The following is a 15,393-nucleotide window of genomic DNA, read 5'->3' as shown; positions in this document are numbered from 1 at the left end:
TGATGGGATGAATCAGAAATTGACGAATTATTTGAACAGCATTTTTACGCCATACGACGGGGTCAAAAGCGTCACCGAATTAAAGGCTGACCTGCTCTCCGATTTGCAGGAGCGTTACACGGAACTCAGAGCCGAGGGCAAAGACGATGAAACGGCGTTTAAGATGACCGTTGAGAGCATCGGCGATATAGAGGAGACGATTCTGGAGGTCTCCAACCTCTCCCGCTCGCTGGAGCGGCAAGTAGTGACTAACTTTAGCGCAAGCAACCTGGCAGAGAGCGACTTTGCAGGCGTTAGGGCCCATAAAGGTCAGTTTAATGGCAGCGCGCTGCACGGTTCCGACTTTTCGGGCGCGGATTTGACCGGCAGTTCGTTTAAGGGCAGCGACGTACGCGAAGCCAATTTTGACGACGCGAATTTGACGGATTGCAGCCTGTCCGCGCTTGACCTGGCAAATGCAAGCTTCAATAAGACGATCCTTGTACGAACCAATTTCAGCAAGTCGGGCCTTGCCGGAGCCAAATTCATAGGCGTAAGACTGACCGACGTCTCGCTATCAATGATCGATCTTAGAAAAACGATTTTTGAAGGTTGCGTATTTGACGGGGTTGATTTCAATTACTCCGATCTGAGCGGGCAGTGCTTTGACGGACAGACGTTTATCGGCGTTAAGTTTGAAAAAGCGGCATTAACCGAAGTTTCGTTCAAGGGAGCCACCTTTAAAAATGTTTCTTTCCAGCCTGGGTTTACCTTCACCAAAAAGTACTATCGTATGATCAAAGCCACCTGCTTTGATGGCGCAACGATGGATAAACTGACCTATGCCGCTCTTAAAGGCATGGAAGCCGACTTGTCAAAAGTTACCGTCATTTAAGGGAGGGAAAATCCGATGCAAACCGTGCAAACAAAGGCCATTGAAGTAAAAGGACTGCAAAAATCCTACAAGCAGCATCAAGTGCTGAAGGGCGTTGACTTCGAGGTGGAAAAGGGGAGTATTTTCGCTCTCCTCGGCTCCAACGGGGCAGGCAAGACAACGGTTGTCAAAATCCTCACCACCCTGCTCAAACCAGACGGCGGAACCGCAGTCATAAACGGATTCGATACTGTGTTCAGGCCCGATCATGTGCGGCAGGCGATCGGCTTGACCGGACAATTCGCCGCCGTAGACGAAATATTGACCGGACGGGAAAATCTGATCATGATTGCCAAGCTGCGATACCTCAAAAATCCGCGTCAGGTGGCGGATAATATGCTTGAACGCTTCGGCCTGACAGACGCCGCCGACCGCAAGGCATCCACTTATTCGGGCGGTATGCGCCGCAGGCTCGACATTGCCTTGAGCCTTGTGGGCAACCCGCAAATCATTTTTCTGGATGAGCCGACCACCGGGCTTGATCCCGAGGCACGGATCGAGGTTTGGAAGATTGTCAAAGAGCTTGCCGACGGCGGGACGACGGTACTGCTCACCACGCAGTATTTGGAGGAGGCCGAACAGCTTGCCGACCGGATCGCCATTTTGCATGAAGGCAAGATTATCGCGAACGGCACGCTCCAAGACCTAAAAAAGATGTTCCCGCCCGCAGAGACTGTGTATGTGGAAAAACAGCCGACACTAGAGGAAATCTTCCTCGCAATCGTCGGCAAACAGGAGGGGAAATAAATGGAGACGGCGAAGAAACATTTCTTCATCGATATTAGCATTATGCTTGGACGTTCCATGCGCCATATTTTCCGGAGTATGGACACCATCGTCACGGTTACCATCATGCCGATCGCGATGATGCTGCTTTTTGTCTACGTGTTCGGAGGTGCAATTCAATCCGGAACGGATAACTATGTGAATTACCTGTTACCCGGAATCCTCCTTATGGCAATTGCCAGCGGAATATCCTACACGGCGTTCCGTTTGTTTACCGATGTGCAGCGGGGCATATTCGAGCGTTTTCACACCATGCCGATTTCGCGTTCCGCCTTGCTTTGGGGGCATGTGCTGACCTCGCTGTTATCTAACGCCATATCTGTGGTCGTCATCATTCTCGCAGCGCTGCTTATGGGGTTTCGTTCGTCCGCGGGAGTGCTGCCATGGCTTGCCGTAGCCGGCATACTTGCGCTGTTTACTCTGGCCCTGACTTGGGTCGCGGCAATTGCCGGACTGTCCGCAAAAACAGTCGATGGCGCCAGCGCCTTTTCCTACCCGATTATCTTCCTGCCCTTCATCAGCTCCGCATTTGTGCCAACCGAATCCATGCCTACCGCCGTTCGCGTCTTTGCCGAAAACCAGCCTGTCACCTCAATCGTAGAAGCCATCCGTGCATTGTTGTCCGGTCAGCCGCTCGGAAGCGATATATGGATCGCGATCGCGTGGTGTGTCGGAATTATGCTCCTCGCTTATGTCTTTGCAATGAGAGTGTATAAAAAGCGGGGATGAACCTTTAGCATTTAAACAAGCAGGCGAAGAGGATTAACAGCCTGAGCTGAGCCGGTTAACCCGCTTGCCAAGAAATTACCCTTTCTTATTGAGACGCAAGTTATGATTTTATTGAGAGTTGGTGAAGATTGAATCGACATGGTCACGAAACTATGATATGGTGAAGGAAACCCATGGGCATTCCACTCCTCAGAGTGGGGTGCCTTCGTATGTATTCAGGGTTTTTTACATTAAATGTATTCCGACTAACCGAAAGACATGGAGGTTGTGATGCTATGTTTCTCTATTTATCCCCGCTCAGGGGAGGTTCGACGGCTGCTGTTACAGCGCTAAGATCACTTCATATAAAGGAGAGGTAGAGCATGGCTGCATACATTCATACAGAAAGACGTCCGCGGTTGAATCCATCCGGATTGCGAAACTTACGTCAAGAGGGGCGTTTGCCGGGGGTCGTATTCGGTAAAAACGCGGACAACGAAATCATACACATTTCCACTAAACAATTTGAAAAATGGCTAAGGCAAGGGGCATCCGGCTTCATTGAGCTGAAGATGGACGGGGGTCCATCGCTGACGGTACTGCTGGAGGATCTTCATCGTGATTCGGTAACCGGCTCACTTCTGCACGTTGACTTTCAGCTCGTCCAGACGGGGGAGATCATTCGTACGAAGCTCCCGGTGAAGTTCATAGGCACCCCCGTCGGAACGAAGTCGGGAGGAGTTGTGCAAATCCAAGACCCGCATGTGGAAGTGGAGGCTTTACCGAAAAACCTGCCGCATTCGGTCGAGCTGGACATCCATGCAATGGAAATCGGAGATACGTGTTTCGTTAAAGACCTCAATTTACCGCCTGAATTGACGGTAGTCTCAGGGGTCAATAAGATTCTCGTATCGGTGTCGAAACCTTAGTGGCCATAATGTCCGCTGCATCCGTGTAGTGACCTGGGAAATTGGGTAAAATTATATTTATGAAGATTGTATTGAAAAGAGTCCGGTCATGTACCGGGCTCTTTTTGATCCAGCCGCAAGCTCGATGCACCGCTCGGAAGCGATAAATGGATCGCGCTATCATGCACGGTGAACCATACCACAAGTGACGGTGAAAAAGGGGTTGTCGTGTGGAGGTGAAATGTTGGCGGGCGGGGTGAAATAAAGGAATTGAAATGCCTTTTTGTTTACCGTTTTCAATCGTGTGGTATGATGGGGGCATTAACCTATCTAAAGGATGAATAAATAATGAGTCGGTATTACAATCGTTCGCTAGGATTATCGACAGGTGAGCAAATATGAGAAAAGGCATTGTTCTTAAGCTTTTTTTGTTAACGACCGCATTATGTATGCTCATTCTGGCTGTTATTTTTATTGGACAAACCGTATTTTTCAAACAATTTTATGTGAATCAAAAAGTGAAGGATGTTAACGCCGGTCTCTTAGCTTATAAAAACGAGTACCTAAAAAACGCCGGGGATGCACAAACTGCCGCGAGGCTGGAACAACAATTTTATCAAAAGTATAACACGTGGTACGCGGTACTGGATTCCCGTGGCGGTTTGAAAAATACCGAAGATTTTTTCATGGAGATCAGGCTGAATCATTCGAATAATGATCCTGCCTATTCGGGCCGTACGATAAAGATTCCGCTTTATAAATTTATAAATGTAGAGGATTTTTTCAACGGAAACACGTTTACGGCTCCATGGATCAAAGAAGGGGAATCGATTGCCTTTGAGGGGTTAGAGATAAACAACCAGCTCGTTATTCAGCGGATGGGGTGGAACCCTGCTAATCTTCGGGAAGAAAATCGGTTGGAAAATCGGCAGATGGTGACCAAGGAATACGAAGTCGTTACCCGATACCCAAGTCCTACCCAATATCACGAAAAGTATCCCAACATCTTGGCCTCCGGAACGATTACGAACATACAAATACCGGACGGTGCAGGAAATGCGCGTTATATGAACCACTTGTTTCTGGAGCGTATCAAAGCTTTCGAGGCCAATCTGTTGTACGGTGACTATGATCCTGCCCGTGATGCGAATCAAATTATAGACTATGAAGAAAACCACGTGAACTACAAAATGTTCGTGAATAGTTTTGAAGACCGAGATGAAAATCCCGCCTACCTTATTGCGATGACATCGCTGCAACCGGTAAGTGAAGCCGCGGGAGTTATGCAGCATTACTATGTCTATACGGCCTTAGCCACTCTGCTGCTTGTGCTGCTGGCATCGTTCTATTATTCCCGGCGGATCGCACGGCCGCTGCTGCGTATCACCAGTATGACGAAGCAAATGGCCGGCCTTGATTTTTCGAAAAAAATTCCGGTTACGACCAAGGATGAGATCGGCGATTTGTCGAACAACATTAACGCGCTTTCCGAGCGGCTGCATTCCCATATCCTCCGTCTCAATGAAGACATAGAGAAAGAAAAGCAGCTGGAACATACGCGAAAAGAATTTATTTCCGGGGTTTCGCATGAACTGAAGACACCGTTAAGCGTCATCCAAAGCTGTCTTTCGATTCTTAAAGACGGGATTGCCAGCCACAAGCGGGATTATTATTTTAACGCGATGGAAGACGAGGTCAAAAGAATGAATCTGATGATCGCGGATATGCTGGAGCTGGCCAAATACGAATCGGGAACCTATAAAATGAAGATGGGCTCTTTTTATATCGATACGATCATCAACCAGATATGCGAAAAACTGGCGGTTGATATCTCGGACAAGCAATTGCAACTGCACACATCGGTTGGACATGTGGAAGTAGTGGGGAGCGAGCTGAGGATTGAGCAAGTCATCATTAATTTCCTTACCAACGCCATACGTTATACACCTGAACGGCAGTCCATCCTCATAACAACAATGGAAGAACAGGATAAGGTTAAAATTTGCATCGAAAATAAAGGAGCGCACATTCCCGACGAACAACTGGAAAAGATCTGGGATCGATTTTATCGGGTCGAACCTTCTCGCCAGCGGTCAACCGGAGGAACCGGTCTTGGTCTCGCTATTTCGAAGAAGATTTTAGACATGCATGACGTGCCTTATGGCGTAACCAATACATCCGACGGGGTTATCTTCTACTTTTATTTGAATAAAAAAGAAAAGTAGGCGCAAAACTGGACTTCTGCATCTTATCTGCACAGGTCCCTGTTATGCTTGCACCGTGTATTGTTGAACGGCCCTGATCTTCCAATTTACAAGTTTCTTGCGACAACATTTTCCTCACAGGAGTTTACCGGATGAATAAAACTGTTCTTATTGTTGAAGACGAACCCATTTTACGGGAAATTATGAAAGATTACTTGACCGATGAAGGATACAAAGTACTGGAGGCGGGTGACGGCAGAGAAGCGCTGGACTTATTCCACGACCATGAAGTTCATCTGATTCTGCTCGATATTATGCTGCCCGGCTTGGACGGCTGGTCCGTCTGTCAGCGAATCCGCAAAAATTCAACCGTTCCCATTATTATGCTGACCGCACGTATGGATGAGGACGATACGCTGCTCGGGTTCGAACTGGGAGCCGACGATTACGTCACCAAGCCGTACAGCCCCGCTATTTTACTAGCAAGAGCGAAGAGACTGCTGGAAGGACGCCAGGCTAACGGGCAGGCTAGCGAACAGACGGGCAACTTGTTGTCCAGCGGCGGGATAACACTTAATTTTCTTTCCCGCATGGTTACGGTCGACGGCGCGCCTTGCTTTTTGACTCATACGGAGTTCGAACTGCTTGCCTGTCTGATGCAGAACAAGGGCAATATCATTACAAGAGATCAACTGATCACTAAAATATGGGGCTACGATTTTGTCGGCGACGAACGCACGGTGAACAGCCACATCCGGAACTTGCGCTCTAAATTAGGGGATAAATCCGCCTGTGTCGTGACAGTTATTCGCTCCGGTTACAAATTCGAGGAGCCGCAAGAGCAAGGCTTATCCTGACCGGCGGCGGGAGGCCGGCCTATTAGAAATCCATAGAAACGCAAAGTTAAAAAGCGGGGAGCTTACGGCTCTCCGCTTTTTTTTATTTCATGCGTTCAAACTTTAAGTGAACTGGATTTGGTCTGCATCTCATCTTTATACGGCTCTACTAAACTTTCAATTAACAGAGAGAGGAGTTGAGTAGAAGTTGACCCGGCAACAACATGGCAGACCCAAACAAAGAAGAAGAATCGGCAGGCGGAAGTGGAGATTGGGATTGTTTACGGGGGCCTTCCTTGTGCTGCTTTATGGATTTTACGAGTTTCCTTCGTTTTTGGATAAAGCGGAGGCCTTGCAGAACGAGAAGGTGCTAGTAAATGAAAAAGCCGCTCAGCCGGCGCCGTCAACATCCGGTAAGGTTGTGTATTTAACGTTTGACGATGGACCGAGCGAATTAACTAATCAATTTCTGGACGTGTTGAAGGAGAAGGGCGTTAAGTCAACCTTCTTCATGCAAGGGAGAAATCTGGAGCGGGAAAAGCTGCATTCCGTTGTCAAACGCGCGTCGCTCGAGGGGCATTATATCGGCGGGCACAGCATGACGCATGTTTACAAGACCCTGTATGAAGAAGGACAGTTTGTAAACGAAATGAAGCAGACGTTATCTCTCATCCGCGATATAACCGGCAAGTCGCCGCATCTCGTACGTCCTCCCTACGGTTCCGCACCGGGGCTGGCGAACAAGAAAATCCGCGACCAACTGGCCGAAGCAAAAATTAAAGTATGGGACTGGACAATCGATTCCAATGACTGGAATCTTAGTGGCCGGCCGCAAGAAATACTGACCACGATCAAGAATACGACCAAACGGAAAACCGAGGTCGTCCTGCTTCATGAAAAGCCGCAAACCCTTAAGGTCTTGCCGGACATTATAGACTTCTATAAAAAACAGGGCTACACATTCGGAGTCTATGACGATGTGAAGCATTTTCCGCTGAATTTCACGAAAGATGAACGGCTATGAGAAAGTTTACTCTGCTCATTAGTACTGAAATTAAACTAGAATCGGAGAGGAACATGGATATGAAACCAATTGCTACAACTTCAAAAACATCACACACAGCTTATAAAAAATGGGCGGTGGCCGCATTTGCGGGACTTCTTGTCTTAAGCTTGTCGGCCTGCGGGACTGTCAATCAGGAGAACGGACAGAAGACGCCTCTCACCGCATCGCAGTCTCCAGTTCCCACATCCTCTACGTCTTCCTATAAAACGCAGTTTAAATCGGTTGTTTTCCTGGGAGACTCCATTACGGAAGGATTGTCCTTTCATGATGTTCTGGACAAGGCAAACGTTTTGGCCGGGGCCGGAAAAACGGCCGAGTTCTCCCTGATGGCTGAGGATATAGACGATTTAACCGGACGTAACCCCAAGCAGGTGTTTCTCCAACTCGGTTCGGATGACATTTTATGGCCGACTGAAAATCCTAAGGAATATTCCTTGAAGCATTACAAAACACTGATTACAAAAATTAAAGAAAAGCTCCCGAATGCCAAGATTACCATTCTGACCGTCACTCCCGTAACGGAAGAGGCGGAGAAGAAAGAACCCCGTTATAAAAATATCGCGGATTACAACCAGGGACTGAAAGAACTGGCGGCAAGCGAGAAAACCGGCTTCGTTGATCTGACATCGCTCATTCAATATAGCCCTGATTTATATGATTCGGACGGCATTCATTTCAAATCCGGATATTATACGATTTTTCTGGATGCTTTGAAAGGTTATGTGAAATAACGGCGCCATAGAAAGACCTAGGAGGTAATAGAGTTGGTCTTCAGCAGTCTCATGTTTCTTTACTTATTTCTTCCCCTGACATTATTGCTCTATTATGTTTCTCCCAAACCATTCCGCAATGCAATCCTGCTTATCGTAAGCTTGCTGTTCTATGCATGGGGCGAGCCCGTTTACATCGTCATTATGATTTTTTCAACATTATTCGGCTTTATGAACGGGCTGCTGATTGAGAAATACCGGGATCGGAAACGAATCGCCAGAACTGTCTTTATGGGATCTCTACTTGTGGACTTGGGGATGCTCGGTTTCTTTAAATATGCCGGGTTTGTGGTGAATAACCTGAATGAAGCCTTTGGGCTTCATATGAACGCAACCGATCTTCCTCTCCCGCTGGGGATTTCATTTTATACGTTCCAGACCCTATCCTACATCATCGATGTTTATCAAAATAAAATACCCGCGCAAAAAAATCCGATTGCCTTTGGCGCTTATGTATCCATGTTTCCGCAGCTTATCGCGGGTCCGATCGTCAAATACGGGGACGTAGCCGGACAATTGAGGGAGAGGAAGGTGACGCTAAACGATTTCGGCGAGGGAGCCCGGTTGTTCATTCGGGGACTGGCCAAAAAAGTCCTGCTCGCCAATAACATCGGGCTGCTGTGGACAAGCGTAAAAGCGGAGCCCTTCACGGAACTCAGCGTCCTATCCGCCTGGATAAGCATCCTCGCTTTTACGCTGCAGATTTACTTCGATTTCAGCGGCTATTCGGATATGGCGCGGGGACTCGGGAGAATGCTGGGATTTGATTTTATGAAAAACTTTAATTACCCGTATATATCCAGAAGTGTTACGGAATTTTGGCGCAGGTGGCATATATCGCTCGGTTCCTGGTTCAGGGAGTATGTTTACATTCCTTTAGGCGGCAACCGGATAGGGCGCCTCAAACAATTACGAAATATGGGAATCGTCTGGTTGTTAACCGGACTGTGGCACGGAGCGAATTGGAATTTCATTTTATGGGGACTGTATTTCGGCTTCTTCATTTCCTTGGAGAAATTGTATGTACTGAACTGGCTCAAACAGAAACCCGCTTTCATCGGTCACTTGTATACACTCGTTATAGTGATCGTGGGATGGGTCATCTTCGAGAATGAACAACTGCCGGAAGCCGTTGTTTTTATCGGAATCCTTTTCGGTATAGGAGGGCACGTGATCACGGACATGGCCTCCATGTATGCCCTCTCCACCAACATTCTCCTGCTGATTGTGTGCGCCGTGTGCGCCACTCCGCTTCCAGAGAAGGCTTTGTCTGCTTTTACAAAAAAATACAAAAAAACCGGCGCTGTTATTATACCGGGTTTATACGCCTTGTTCCTGCTTTTATCGACCGCTTATCTGGTCAATGCAACGTATAATCCCTTTCTATATTTCCGATTTTAAAGGGGGGATGCGGCATGAAAAGATTTTTTAATACCCCGGCTGCAAGCATGACGTTTGTTCTATTGACCGCAATCTATTTGATTTTTGCCGTTAATCTTCTGATGCCCTCCCGGGATTTTTCCGAAGCGGAAAACCGCAGCCTCGAACAGCTGCCGTCCTTATCGCTGGGGAGTCTGCTGGATGGAACGTTTACGTCCGATTTCGAGAGATACATCTCCGATCAGTTTATGCTGAGAGATATCTGGATCGGGATAAAATCAGGTACCGATCAGCTTTTGGGGAAGAAGGAGAGCAACGGAGTCTACATCGGCAGAGACGGATATCTGCTGCAGAAGTTCAACCCGCCTGCCGATAGCGAATTGCAGAAGAAGGCGGATACTTTAAACGGCCTGGCAAGCATGGCACCTGGCGTACATACGTATGTCATGCTTGCACCTACGGCTCTCAGTGTTCTTACAGAGAAGGTCCCGAATTATGTTGCGGGCGAGAAGATGCTCGAAAAGATGGAGAAAGTACGCGGGCAGCTTCAAAATGTCTCTTTCGTCGATGTGTATCCGGCGCTGCATACGAAGCGGAATGAAGAGATCTACTATCGTACGGATCATCATTGGACGATGCGAGGCGCTTTCTACGCTTATCGGGAGTTGGGTAAGCAGATGGGCTTCGTGCCTAAAGAAGAAAAAGACTTTACGATACGTCAGGTATCAAATGCTTTCTATGGCACGCAATATTCCGCTAGCGGCTATAAACTCGTGCAGCCTGACAGTGTGAATTTGTTCCTTCCTAAAGTTCCCGACGACTATACGGTAGAATATACCGCTGAAAAGCAGACGTCCGCTTCTTTATACAATTTTGAATATTTAAGCAAAAAGGATAAGTATGCGCTGTTTATGAACGGCAACCATGCTCTTGTGAAAATCAAAACCGGCAGCCAGGAAAAGAGGAAGCTGCTTGTTGTCAAAGATTCATACGCCAACAGTTTGGTTCCTTTTTTGACACCGCATTTCAGTGAAATCTTTGTGGTCGATCCCCGTTATTACGAAGAGGATATCCGGAAACTGCTAGATGACAACCAGATTCATGACATGTTAGTGCTTTATAATTTACACACTTTTTTCGAAGACGAGTCTCTCTATAGAATGGTAGGGCCCGTGGAAAAAGGAAGGAGTTAACACCATGCTCAACAACCTAACGAACAGAAGCCTTAAAGGGGCGCTGCTGATTTTACTGCTTGCCGGCTTATGTATAGCTGCGGGATGCTCAGGCAAAGGAAAGAGTGAAGTTATTCCGGTCGATGAGATAGGAAAGCGTATCGAACAGTCCGTGAACTTAGATAATCTGAAGAAGGGAGACCTAGAAAAAGTACAGAAACTGTATGGGCTAGAAGCGGAAGTTGTGGAAGACGTTATTTTGTATACCGCTACTTCCAATGTAAAAGCGGATGAAATTGCAGTCATTCGTCTGAAGGAAGAAGGGAAGTCCGATTACGTGAAACAGAGGTTATTGAAGAGAATTGACGAACAAACCGTAAAGTTCAAAGACTATCGGCCCGACGAATATGCTCTAATTAACAAGCATGTTTTGAAGGTAAAAGGGAGCTACGTTCTTTTTGCGGTTTCAAAAGATGCCCGGTTAATTGAACGTGCTTTTGATGAGGCTCTTGGAAAATGATTGAAGGGACATCCGCATTTTATGCGAGCTTCATTTTTGTAGATATTAAGAAAAGCTTTTAAAGTGCAGCCGCGCGATGAAGAGGTGCCTTATCTAAGCATGGTTCGATAGGATACATGGAACTCTTGTGCCAGTTCATCGACCGTAAACTTCTGTTTTTCGTAAATCCGAGGCATGACATCATGCAGACGCTGTGTTTTAGTCAACTTTTTCACCCGTTCACATGATATTCTGACAGCATCTGTCATAGTTCTATTTTAAAATAGAACATGTAAACGAAGCCATGGTTATTTGGGAGGCGATACAAATGGAACAGAGGAATGAAGCTGGACTTATTACAAAAGAGTCTTTTAGAGCCGTTGGGTTGAAATGGGCAGGTACATTCGCAGAGGCGAACGCGGGAGAAATTCGGGTTGTACATGACGAGATGCGCAATCGGTTAAAGGAAATCAAACATATCCTGAATCCGGAGCTTCTTCTGGGGTTATCTTACCAGATTAACGAGGGTGGATTTACCCTTTATGCCGTTGTTGAAGTCGCTAAAGTCGAGGATATCCCCGAAGGAATGACAAGCGTTACACTTCCGACATTAACCTATGCTAAATGCGAGCACAAAAAAGGACAGAAGATTGATAGTTCCTATAACAATATGTATGCCTGGATTGAGAGTCAAGGTTATAAGCTTCATAAAGGCGATGTTACTCATTTTGAAGAATACCCGATGCATCAAGACCCTTACTCAAAGGAACCCGAATTTGTAATCATGATCCCCGTTGAAATTGGATGAAACTTAAGGTCACCGAACATAGAAGGAGGATAGGGCGGGGTGAAAATAAGCGAGCTGTCACGATTGACCGGCGTAAGCATAAGGTTATAGCGGACCAGAAGAGGTTTTCGAGGCTTACCGAAAAGATCTGGAGGTCCTTACCGGTACGGACTATCGAGGTGAGGATCCCGGACAAGGAATCATCCGGTGTTCGTCCATAAATAGGAGGCCATTCCTTGCGGGATGGCCTTTAAACTTGCCGCTGCACGAGCTGCGGGCGATTTGATCGGCGGCATTCTCAGAGTTAATGGGCAAAATTGCTCAGCGAGCACGACCGCATAAAAAAAGAGGTCGACCAGGAAGTTCTGGTGACCTCATACTACGATCGGAAGGAAGGATCGCCCCCATTCTGACGATGAACTATCCGTCTATACGAAGCGCCAACAAGCGTTTTAGGTTGTCATCAATAAATTGATTGTCGGCATTGTTGATTCCGCGACCGGCAAAATGCCCCCAAATCGACTCGATAGGATTAAAAACAGCATTAGGCATAAGCTTAGCCTCGTATTCGTTATCATCCGCCGGGCAGAAGAGATCCGTGCTCCCTGGCATCACGCAGGCATGCGCTTTAATGCTTCTGAGCGCCTTATCGAAATCACCGTTATAGTCGGGGTTTGCGCTAATATCTGAATGCTGGCCCGTCCATAACATAGCCAGGACATTGTGCGGATCCATCTGCATAAAGCTATTTTCCCAGACGCCGACTATAAAATCCGCCAAGGAGTCAAATCCCATCTCCCGATAAAGTTCCTCTCTGTAAAACGCCTCCGATACACCCCATCCCGCATAGACACGGCCAACGGCGCGCATGTCTTCCGAAGTCAATTCGTTTAGTTTACTTGAATCGAAACGGACTGCAGCCATGAGCGGAGCTCTCATTCCTTCCAGAACCACATGCGTTTGGGGCCAAGTCTTGGCAACTCCCGCGAAAGGCGCGATTCGTTCCACCATGTCCGGATAACTTGCCCCCCATTGGAAGGACTGAATGCCTCCCATGGACCATCCCGCTACGAGAGCGATCTTTTGAATGCCGAATTTTTCGGTCACCAGGCGATGCTGGAATTTAACGTTGTCATAAATGGTTACCTGCGGAAAATTAGCCCGGTCGAATGGGGCGGGCGTGTTGCTGGGGGACGAAGATAATCCGTTGCCCAGCAGATTTGGAACGATAATGAAATATTTTTGCGGATCAAGTGCCATACCGTTTCCAATCAACCATTCATTCTGAACATGGTGGTCGCCAAAAGCAGTGGGATAAACGATGACATTATCCTTCTTCTCATTCAATCTTCCATAAGTCTTATAAGCAAGAAAAGCGCTCGGTAACGTCACTCCAGATTGCAAGGTTACGTCACCCAAATCAAAAATTTCATAATCCATCGTATAGTCGCTCCCTTCAAAATGAAACCATCCGGTTAGAATGTATTTCTTGTTGTTAGTATAGATCCGTGATACTCTCAATAAAAGTGAATAAAATTCATAGTAGTTTTCAATAATATTGAAAGTAAAAGGGGGATGGAAGGATGGAATTGCGCCAACTGAATACGTTCCGTACGGTTGCATTCACTTTAAACTTCAGTCGGGCTGCGGAAGTGCTGAACTATGTTCCCTCCAACGTCACGATGCAAATAAAAGCATTGGAGGATGAGCTTGGCGTTCGTCTATTTGACCGCTTGGGCAAGCAGCTCGTTCTCACCACGGCGGGGAAGCGCTTTTTAACTCATACTCAAGAGGTTCTAAACAAATTGGACGAAGCCCGCAGTGACGTTCATGACACTGAAAATCTAAGCGGCACCCTAACGATAAGTGCCAACGAGGTTCTTTGCGCCTATCGGCTTCCCGTTGTCTTTCACTTATTTCGTTCGCGTCATCCGGGAGTTCGTCTCATTTTCCGTTCCGTTCCCAACCAAGAACTCAAGCAAACGCTCTTTGAGGGAACCGCGGATGTCGTCTTTATGCTGGACGAATCCATTCGCTCAAGCGGACTTGCCGTGGAACCGATGCTGGAAGAAACCTTTCGCTTTTTCGCGGCCCCAGACCATCCCCTTGCGAAACGAACTGTCCTGCAGTTGGAAGATTTTCACGGAGAAGTGTTCCTGACGAATGAAAAAGGTTGTCCTTATCGAACCATGTTTGACCGGTCATTTGAGAAAGAGGGCATTGACAGCATTACGTATTTAGAGTTTCAAAGTGCGGAAGCCATTAAACAATGTGCCATTACGGGAATCGGTATTGCCTTTCTTCCAGAAATAACAGCGAAAGCCGAAGTTGAACGGGGCGAACTTGTCGCTCTTCCTTGGCAAATTCCGGACTTGCACGTGTACACACAGATGTTATGGCATAAAGACAAGTGGCTTTCACCCATCCTGTTATCTTTTATAGAAGCGGCAAGGGAGGTTATCGGAATAGAGGAGGAGAATAAAACCGTTTAGCCTATTCAGCGATAGAAACCAATAAAAAGGACGTGCAAATAATGAATCTGGAAACGGTCATGGGAGAGCTTGAAGCTCTCGGTAAGGAACGCACGAAGAAAATATACCAAGCCAACGGCGCGCACGAACCGCTTTTTGGCGTGGCAACAGGTGCAATGAAGCCTCTTTTTAGGAAAATAAAACGAAATCAACCGTTGGCCGAGCAGCTCTATGCTACAGGGAATTATGACGCTATGTACTTTGCCGGAATGATCGCGGATCCTGAAGCAATGACAGAAGCGGATTTTGAACGGTGGATGGATAAAGCTTATTTTTATATGCTATCGGACTATGTGGTAGCCGTAACTTTGGCAGAAACGGATATAGCGCAAACCGTTTCCGATACATGGATTGCAAGCGATACGGAGCTAAGAAGGTCGGCGGGCTGGAGCTGTTACTGCTGGCTGCTCGGGAATCGTCCGGACCGTGAATTTTCCGAAGAGAAAATGGCCGGTATGTTGGAACTTGTTAAAAATACGATTCATGATGCCCCCAATCGTACGAAGTACGCGATGAACAATTTCATCTACACGGTGGGAGTATCCTATCTGCCTCTCCATGATAAGGCAGTCGCGATTGCGAAGGAAACAGGCCCCGTGGAAGTTAATCGCGATACCTCAAAAAGCAAGTTTTTGAACGCTTCCGTTACTATTCAAAAAGCGGTAGATAAAGGCCAGATCGGCTTCAAACGAAAATATGTCAGGTGTTAATCCATTCATCAGGTATGGAAAATTTTCGGCCAATTGATCCGCGCAATGAAAGAGAGGGGCAGCCCCCCCTCTTTTTTGCGTTTCGCTGCCGAAGCCAGAACGATTAGCCGTCCGTTACTCGAT

Annotated in this window: 15 protein-coding genes and 1 pseudogene; 15 read left to right on the top strand and 1 reads right to left on the bottom strand. The window is 47.2% G+C overall.

Annotated elements, in window-relative coordinates:
- Window positions 1–7: 7 nt before the first annotated feature.
- From PCH01S_RS02375 to PCH01S_RS31815, 13 genes and pseudogenes are all read left to right on the top strand, one after another.
- The gene (locus tag PCH01S_RS02375) at window positions 8–874 is read left to right on the top strand and encodes a pentapeptide repeat-containing protein (protein ID WP_042226495.1); all 867 of its coding nucleotides are present in this window, start codon (window positions 8–10) and stop codon (window positions 872–874) included.
- Window positions 875–889: 15 nt separating this feature from the next.
- Window positions 890–1,660, top strand: coding sequence for an ABC transporter ATP-binding protein (locus PCH01S_RS02370; protein WP_042226493.1), 771 nt, complete (start codon window positions 890–892; stop codon window positions 1,658–1,660).
- The gene (locus PCH01S_RS02365; RefSeq protein ID WP_042226492.1) at window positions 1,661–2,428 is read left to right on the top strand and encodes an ABC transporter permease; all 768 of its coding nucleotides are present in this window, start codon (window positions 1,661–1,663) and stop codon (window positions 2,426–2,428) included.
- Between the two features lie 362 nt (window positions 2,429–2,790).
- On the top strand, window positions 2,791–3,336 hold the full coding sequence (locus PCH01S_RS02360) for a 50S ribosomal protein L25 (RefSeq protein WP_042226491.1): 546 nt from the start codon (window positions 2,791–2,793) through the stop codon (window positions 3,334–3,336).
- A gap of 377 nt (window positions 3,337–3,713) precedes the next feature.
- Window positions 3,714–5,540, top strand: coding sequence for a sensor histidine kinase (locus PCH01S_RS02355; protein ID WP_042226490.1), 1,827 nt, complete (start codon window positions 3,714–3,716; stop codon window positions 5,538–5,540).
- A gap of 131 nt (window positions 5,541–5,671) precedes the next feature.
- A complete protein-coding gene (locus PCH01S_RS02350) occupies window positions 5,672–6,376 on the top strand; it encodes a response regulator transcription factor (protein WP_042226488.1) in 705 nt (234 codons plus the stop codon).
- Window positions 6,377–6,563: 187 nt separating this feature from the next.
- Complete coding sequence (locus tag PCH01S_RS02345) at window positions 6,564–7,379, top strand: polysaccharide deacetylase family protein (RefSeq protein WP_084706504.1); 816 nt, start codon at window positions 6,564–6,566, stop codon at window positions 7,377–7,379.
- 59 nt (window positions 7,380–7,438) lie between these two features.
- The gene (locus tag PCH01S_RS02340) at window positions 7,439–8,152 is read left to right on the top strand and encodes a GDSL-type esterase/lipase family protein (RefSeq protein WP_084706528.1); all 714 of its coding nucleotides are present in this window, start codon (window positions 7,439–7,441) and stop codon (window positions 8,150–8,152) included.
- A 33-nt stretch (window positions 8,153–8,185) separates the two neighbouring features.
- A complete protein-coding gene (locus tag PCH01S_RS02335; RefSeq protein WP_042226486.1) occupies window positions 8,186–9,592 on the top strand; it encodes an MBOAT family O-acyltransferase in 1,407 nt (468 codons plus the stop codon).
- A 14-nt stretch (window positions 9,593–9,606) separates the two neighbouring features.
- A complete protein-coding gene (locus tag PCH01S_RS02330; protein ID WP_042226484.1) occupies window positions 9,607–10,764 on the top strand; it encodes a DHHW family protein in 1,158 nt (385 codons plus the stop codon).
- A 4-nt stretch (window positions 10,765–10,768) separates the two neighbouring features.
- Complete coding sequence (locus PCH01S_RS02325; RefSeq protein ID WP_042226482.1) at window positions 10,769–11,263, top strand: DUF4358 domain-containing protein; 495 nt, start codon at window positions 10,769–10,771, stop codon at window positions 11,261–11,263.
- 307 nt (window positions 11,264–11,570) lie between these two features.
- Window positions 11,571–12,050: a GyrI-like domain-containing protein gene (locus PCH01S_RS02320; protein ID WP_042226481.1), complete on the top strand. Its 480-nt coding sequence runs from the start codon at window positions 11,571–11,573 to the stop codon at window positions 12,048–12,050.
- Window positions 12,051–12,135: 85 nt separating this feature from the next.
- Window positions 12,136–12,222, top strand: a pseudogene (locus PCH01S_RS31815) (NAD(P)-dependent oxidoreductase); the annotation flags it as partial.
- A 227-nt stretch (window positions 12,223–12,449) separates the two neighbouring features.
- Here the strand turns inward: PCH01S_RS31815 and PCH01S_RS02315 are convergent.
- On the bottom strand, window positions 12,450–13,469 hold the full coding sequence (locus tag PCH01S_RS02315) for an alpha/beta fold hydrolase (protein WP_042226480.1): 1,020 nt from the start codon (window positions 13,467–13,469) through the stop codon (window positions 12,450–12,452).
- Window positions 13,470–13,612: 143 nt separating this feature from the next.
- Between PCH01S_RS02315 and PCH01S_RS02310 the strand changes: the two genes are divergently transcribed.
- Window positions 13,613–14,521, top strand: a complete 909-nt coding sequence (locus PCH01S_RS02310; RefSeq protein WP_042226478.1) for a LysR family transcriptional regulator — start codon at window positions 13,613–13,615, stop codon at window positions 14,519–14,521.
- Window positions 14,522–14,562: 41 nt separating this feature from the next.
- A complete protein-coding gene (locus PCH01S_RS02305; protein ID WP_042226476.1) occupies window positions 14,563–15,270 on the top strand; it encodes a DNA alkylation repair protein in 708 nt (235 codons plus the stop codon).
- Window positions 15,271–15,393: the final 123 nt, after the last annotated feature.

Source organism: Paenibacillus chitinolyticus NBRC 15660 (assembly GCF_000739915.1).
In the GTDB taxonomy this organism is placed as follows: Bacteria; Bacillota; Bacilli; order Paenibacillales; family NBRC-103111; genus Paenibacillus_F; species Paenibacillus_F chitinolyticus.
This window is presented reverse-complemented; position numbering and strand designations above follow the sequence as displayed.

What these genes read in the sequence shown, in the direction of transcription:
- PCH01S_RS02375 (WP_042226495.1), top strand. Translation starts at nt 8, where the DNA reads ATGAATCAGAAATTGACGAATTATTTGAACAGCATTTTTACGCCATAC.
- PCH01S_RS02370 (WP_042226493.1), top strand. Translation starts at nt 890, where the DNA reads ATGCAAACCGTGCAAACAAAGGCCATTGAAGTAAAAGGACTGCAAAAA.
- PCH01S_RS02365 (WP_042226492.1), top strand. Translation starts at nt 1,661, where the DNA reads ATGGAGACGGCGAAGAAACATTTCTTCATCGATATTAGCATTATGCTT.
- PCH01S_RS02360 (WP_042226491.1), top strand. Translation starts at nt 2,791, where the DNA reads ATGGCTGCATACATTCATACAGAAAGACGTCCGCGGTTGAATCCATCC.
- PCH01S_RS02355 (WP_042226490.1), top strand. Translation starts at nt 3,714, where the DNA reads ATGAGAAAAGGCATTGTTCTTAAGCTTTTTTTGTTAACGACCGCATTA.
- PCH01S_RS02350 (WP_042226488.1), top strand. Translation starts at nt 5,672, where the DNA reads ATGAATAAAACTGTTCTTATTGTTGAAGACGAACCCATTTTACGGGAA.
- PCH01S_RS02340 (WP_084706528.1), top strand. Translation starts at nt 7,439, where the DNA reads ATGAAACCAATTGCTACAACTTCAAAAACATCACACACAGCTTATAAA.
- PCH01S_RS02330 (WP_042226484.1), top strand. Translation starts at nt 9,607, where the DNA reads ATGAAAAGATTTTTTAATACCCCGGCTGCAAGCATGACGTTTGTTCTA.
- PCH01S_RS02325 (WP_042226482.1), top strand. Translation starts at nt 10,769, where the DNA reads ATGCTCAACAACCTAACGAACAGAAGCCTTAAAGGGGCGCTGCTGATT.
- PCH01S_RS02320 (WP_042226481.1), top strand. Translation starts at nt 11,571, where the DNA reads ATGGAACAGAGGAATGAAGCTGGACTTATTACAAAAGAGTCTTTTAGA.
- PCH01S_RS02315 (WP_042226480.1), bottom strand. Translation starts at nt 13,469, where the DNA reads ATGGATTATGAAATTTTTGATTTGGGTGACGTAACCTTGCAATCTGGA.
- PCH01S_RS02310 (WP_042226478.1), top strand. Translation starts at nt 13,613, where the DNA reads ATGGAATTGCGCCAACTGAATACGTTCCGTACGGTTGCATTCACTTTA.
- PCH01S_RS02305 (WP_042226476.1), top strand. Translation starts at nt 14,563, where the DNA reads ATGAATCTGGAAACGGTCATGGGAGAGCTTGAAGCTCTCGGTAAGGAA.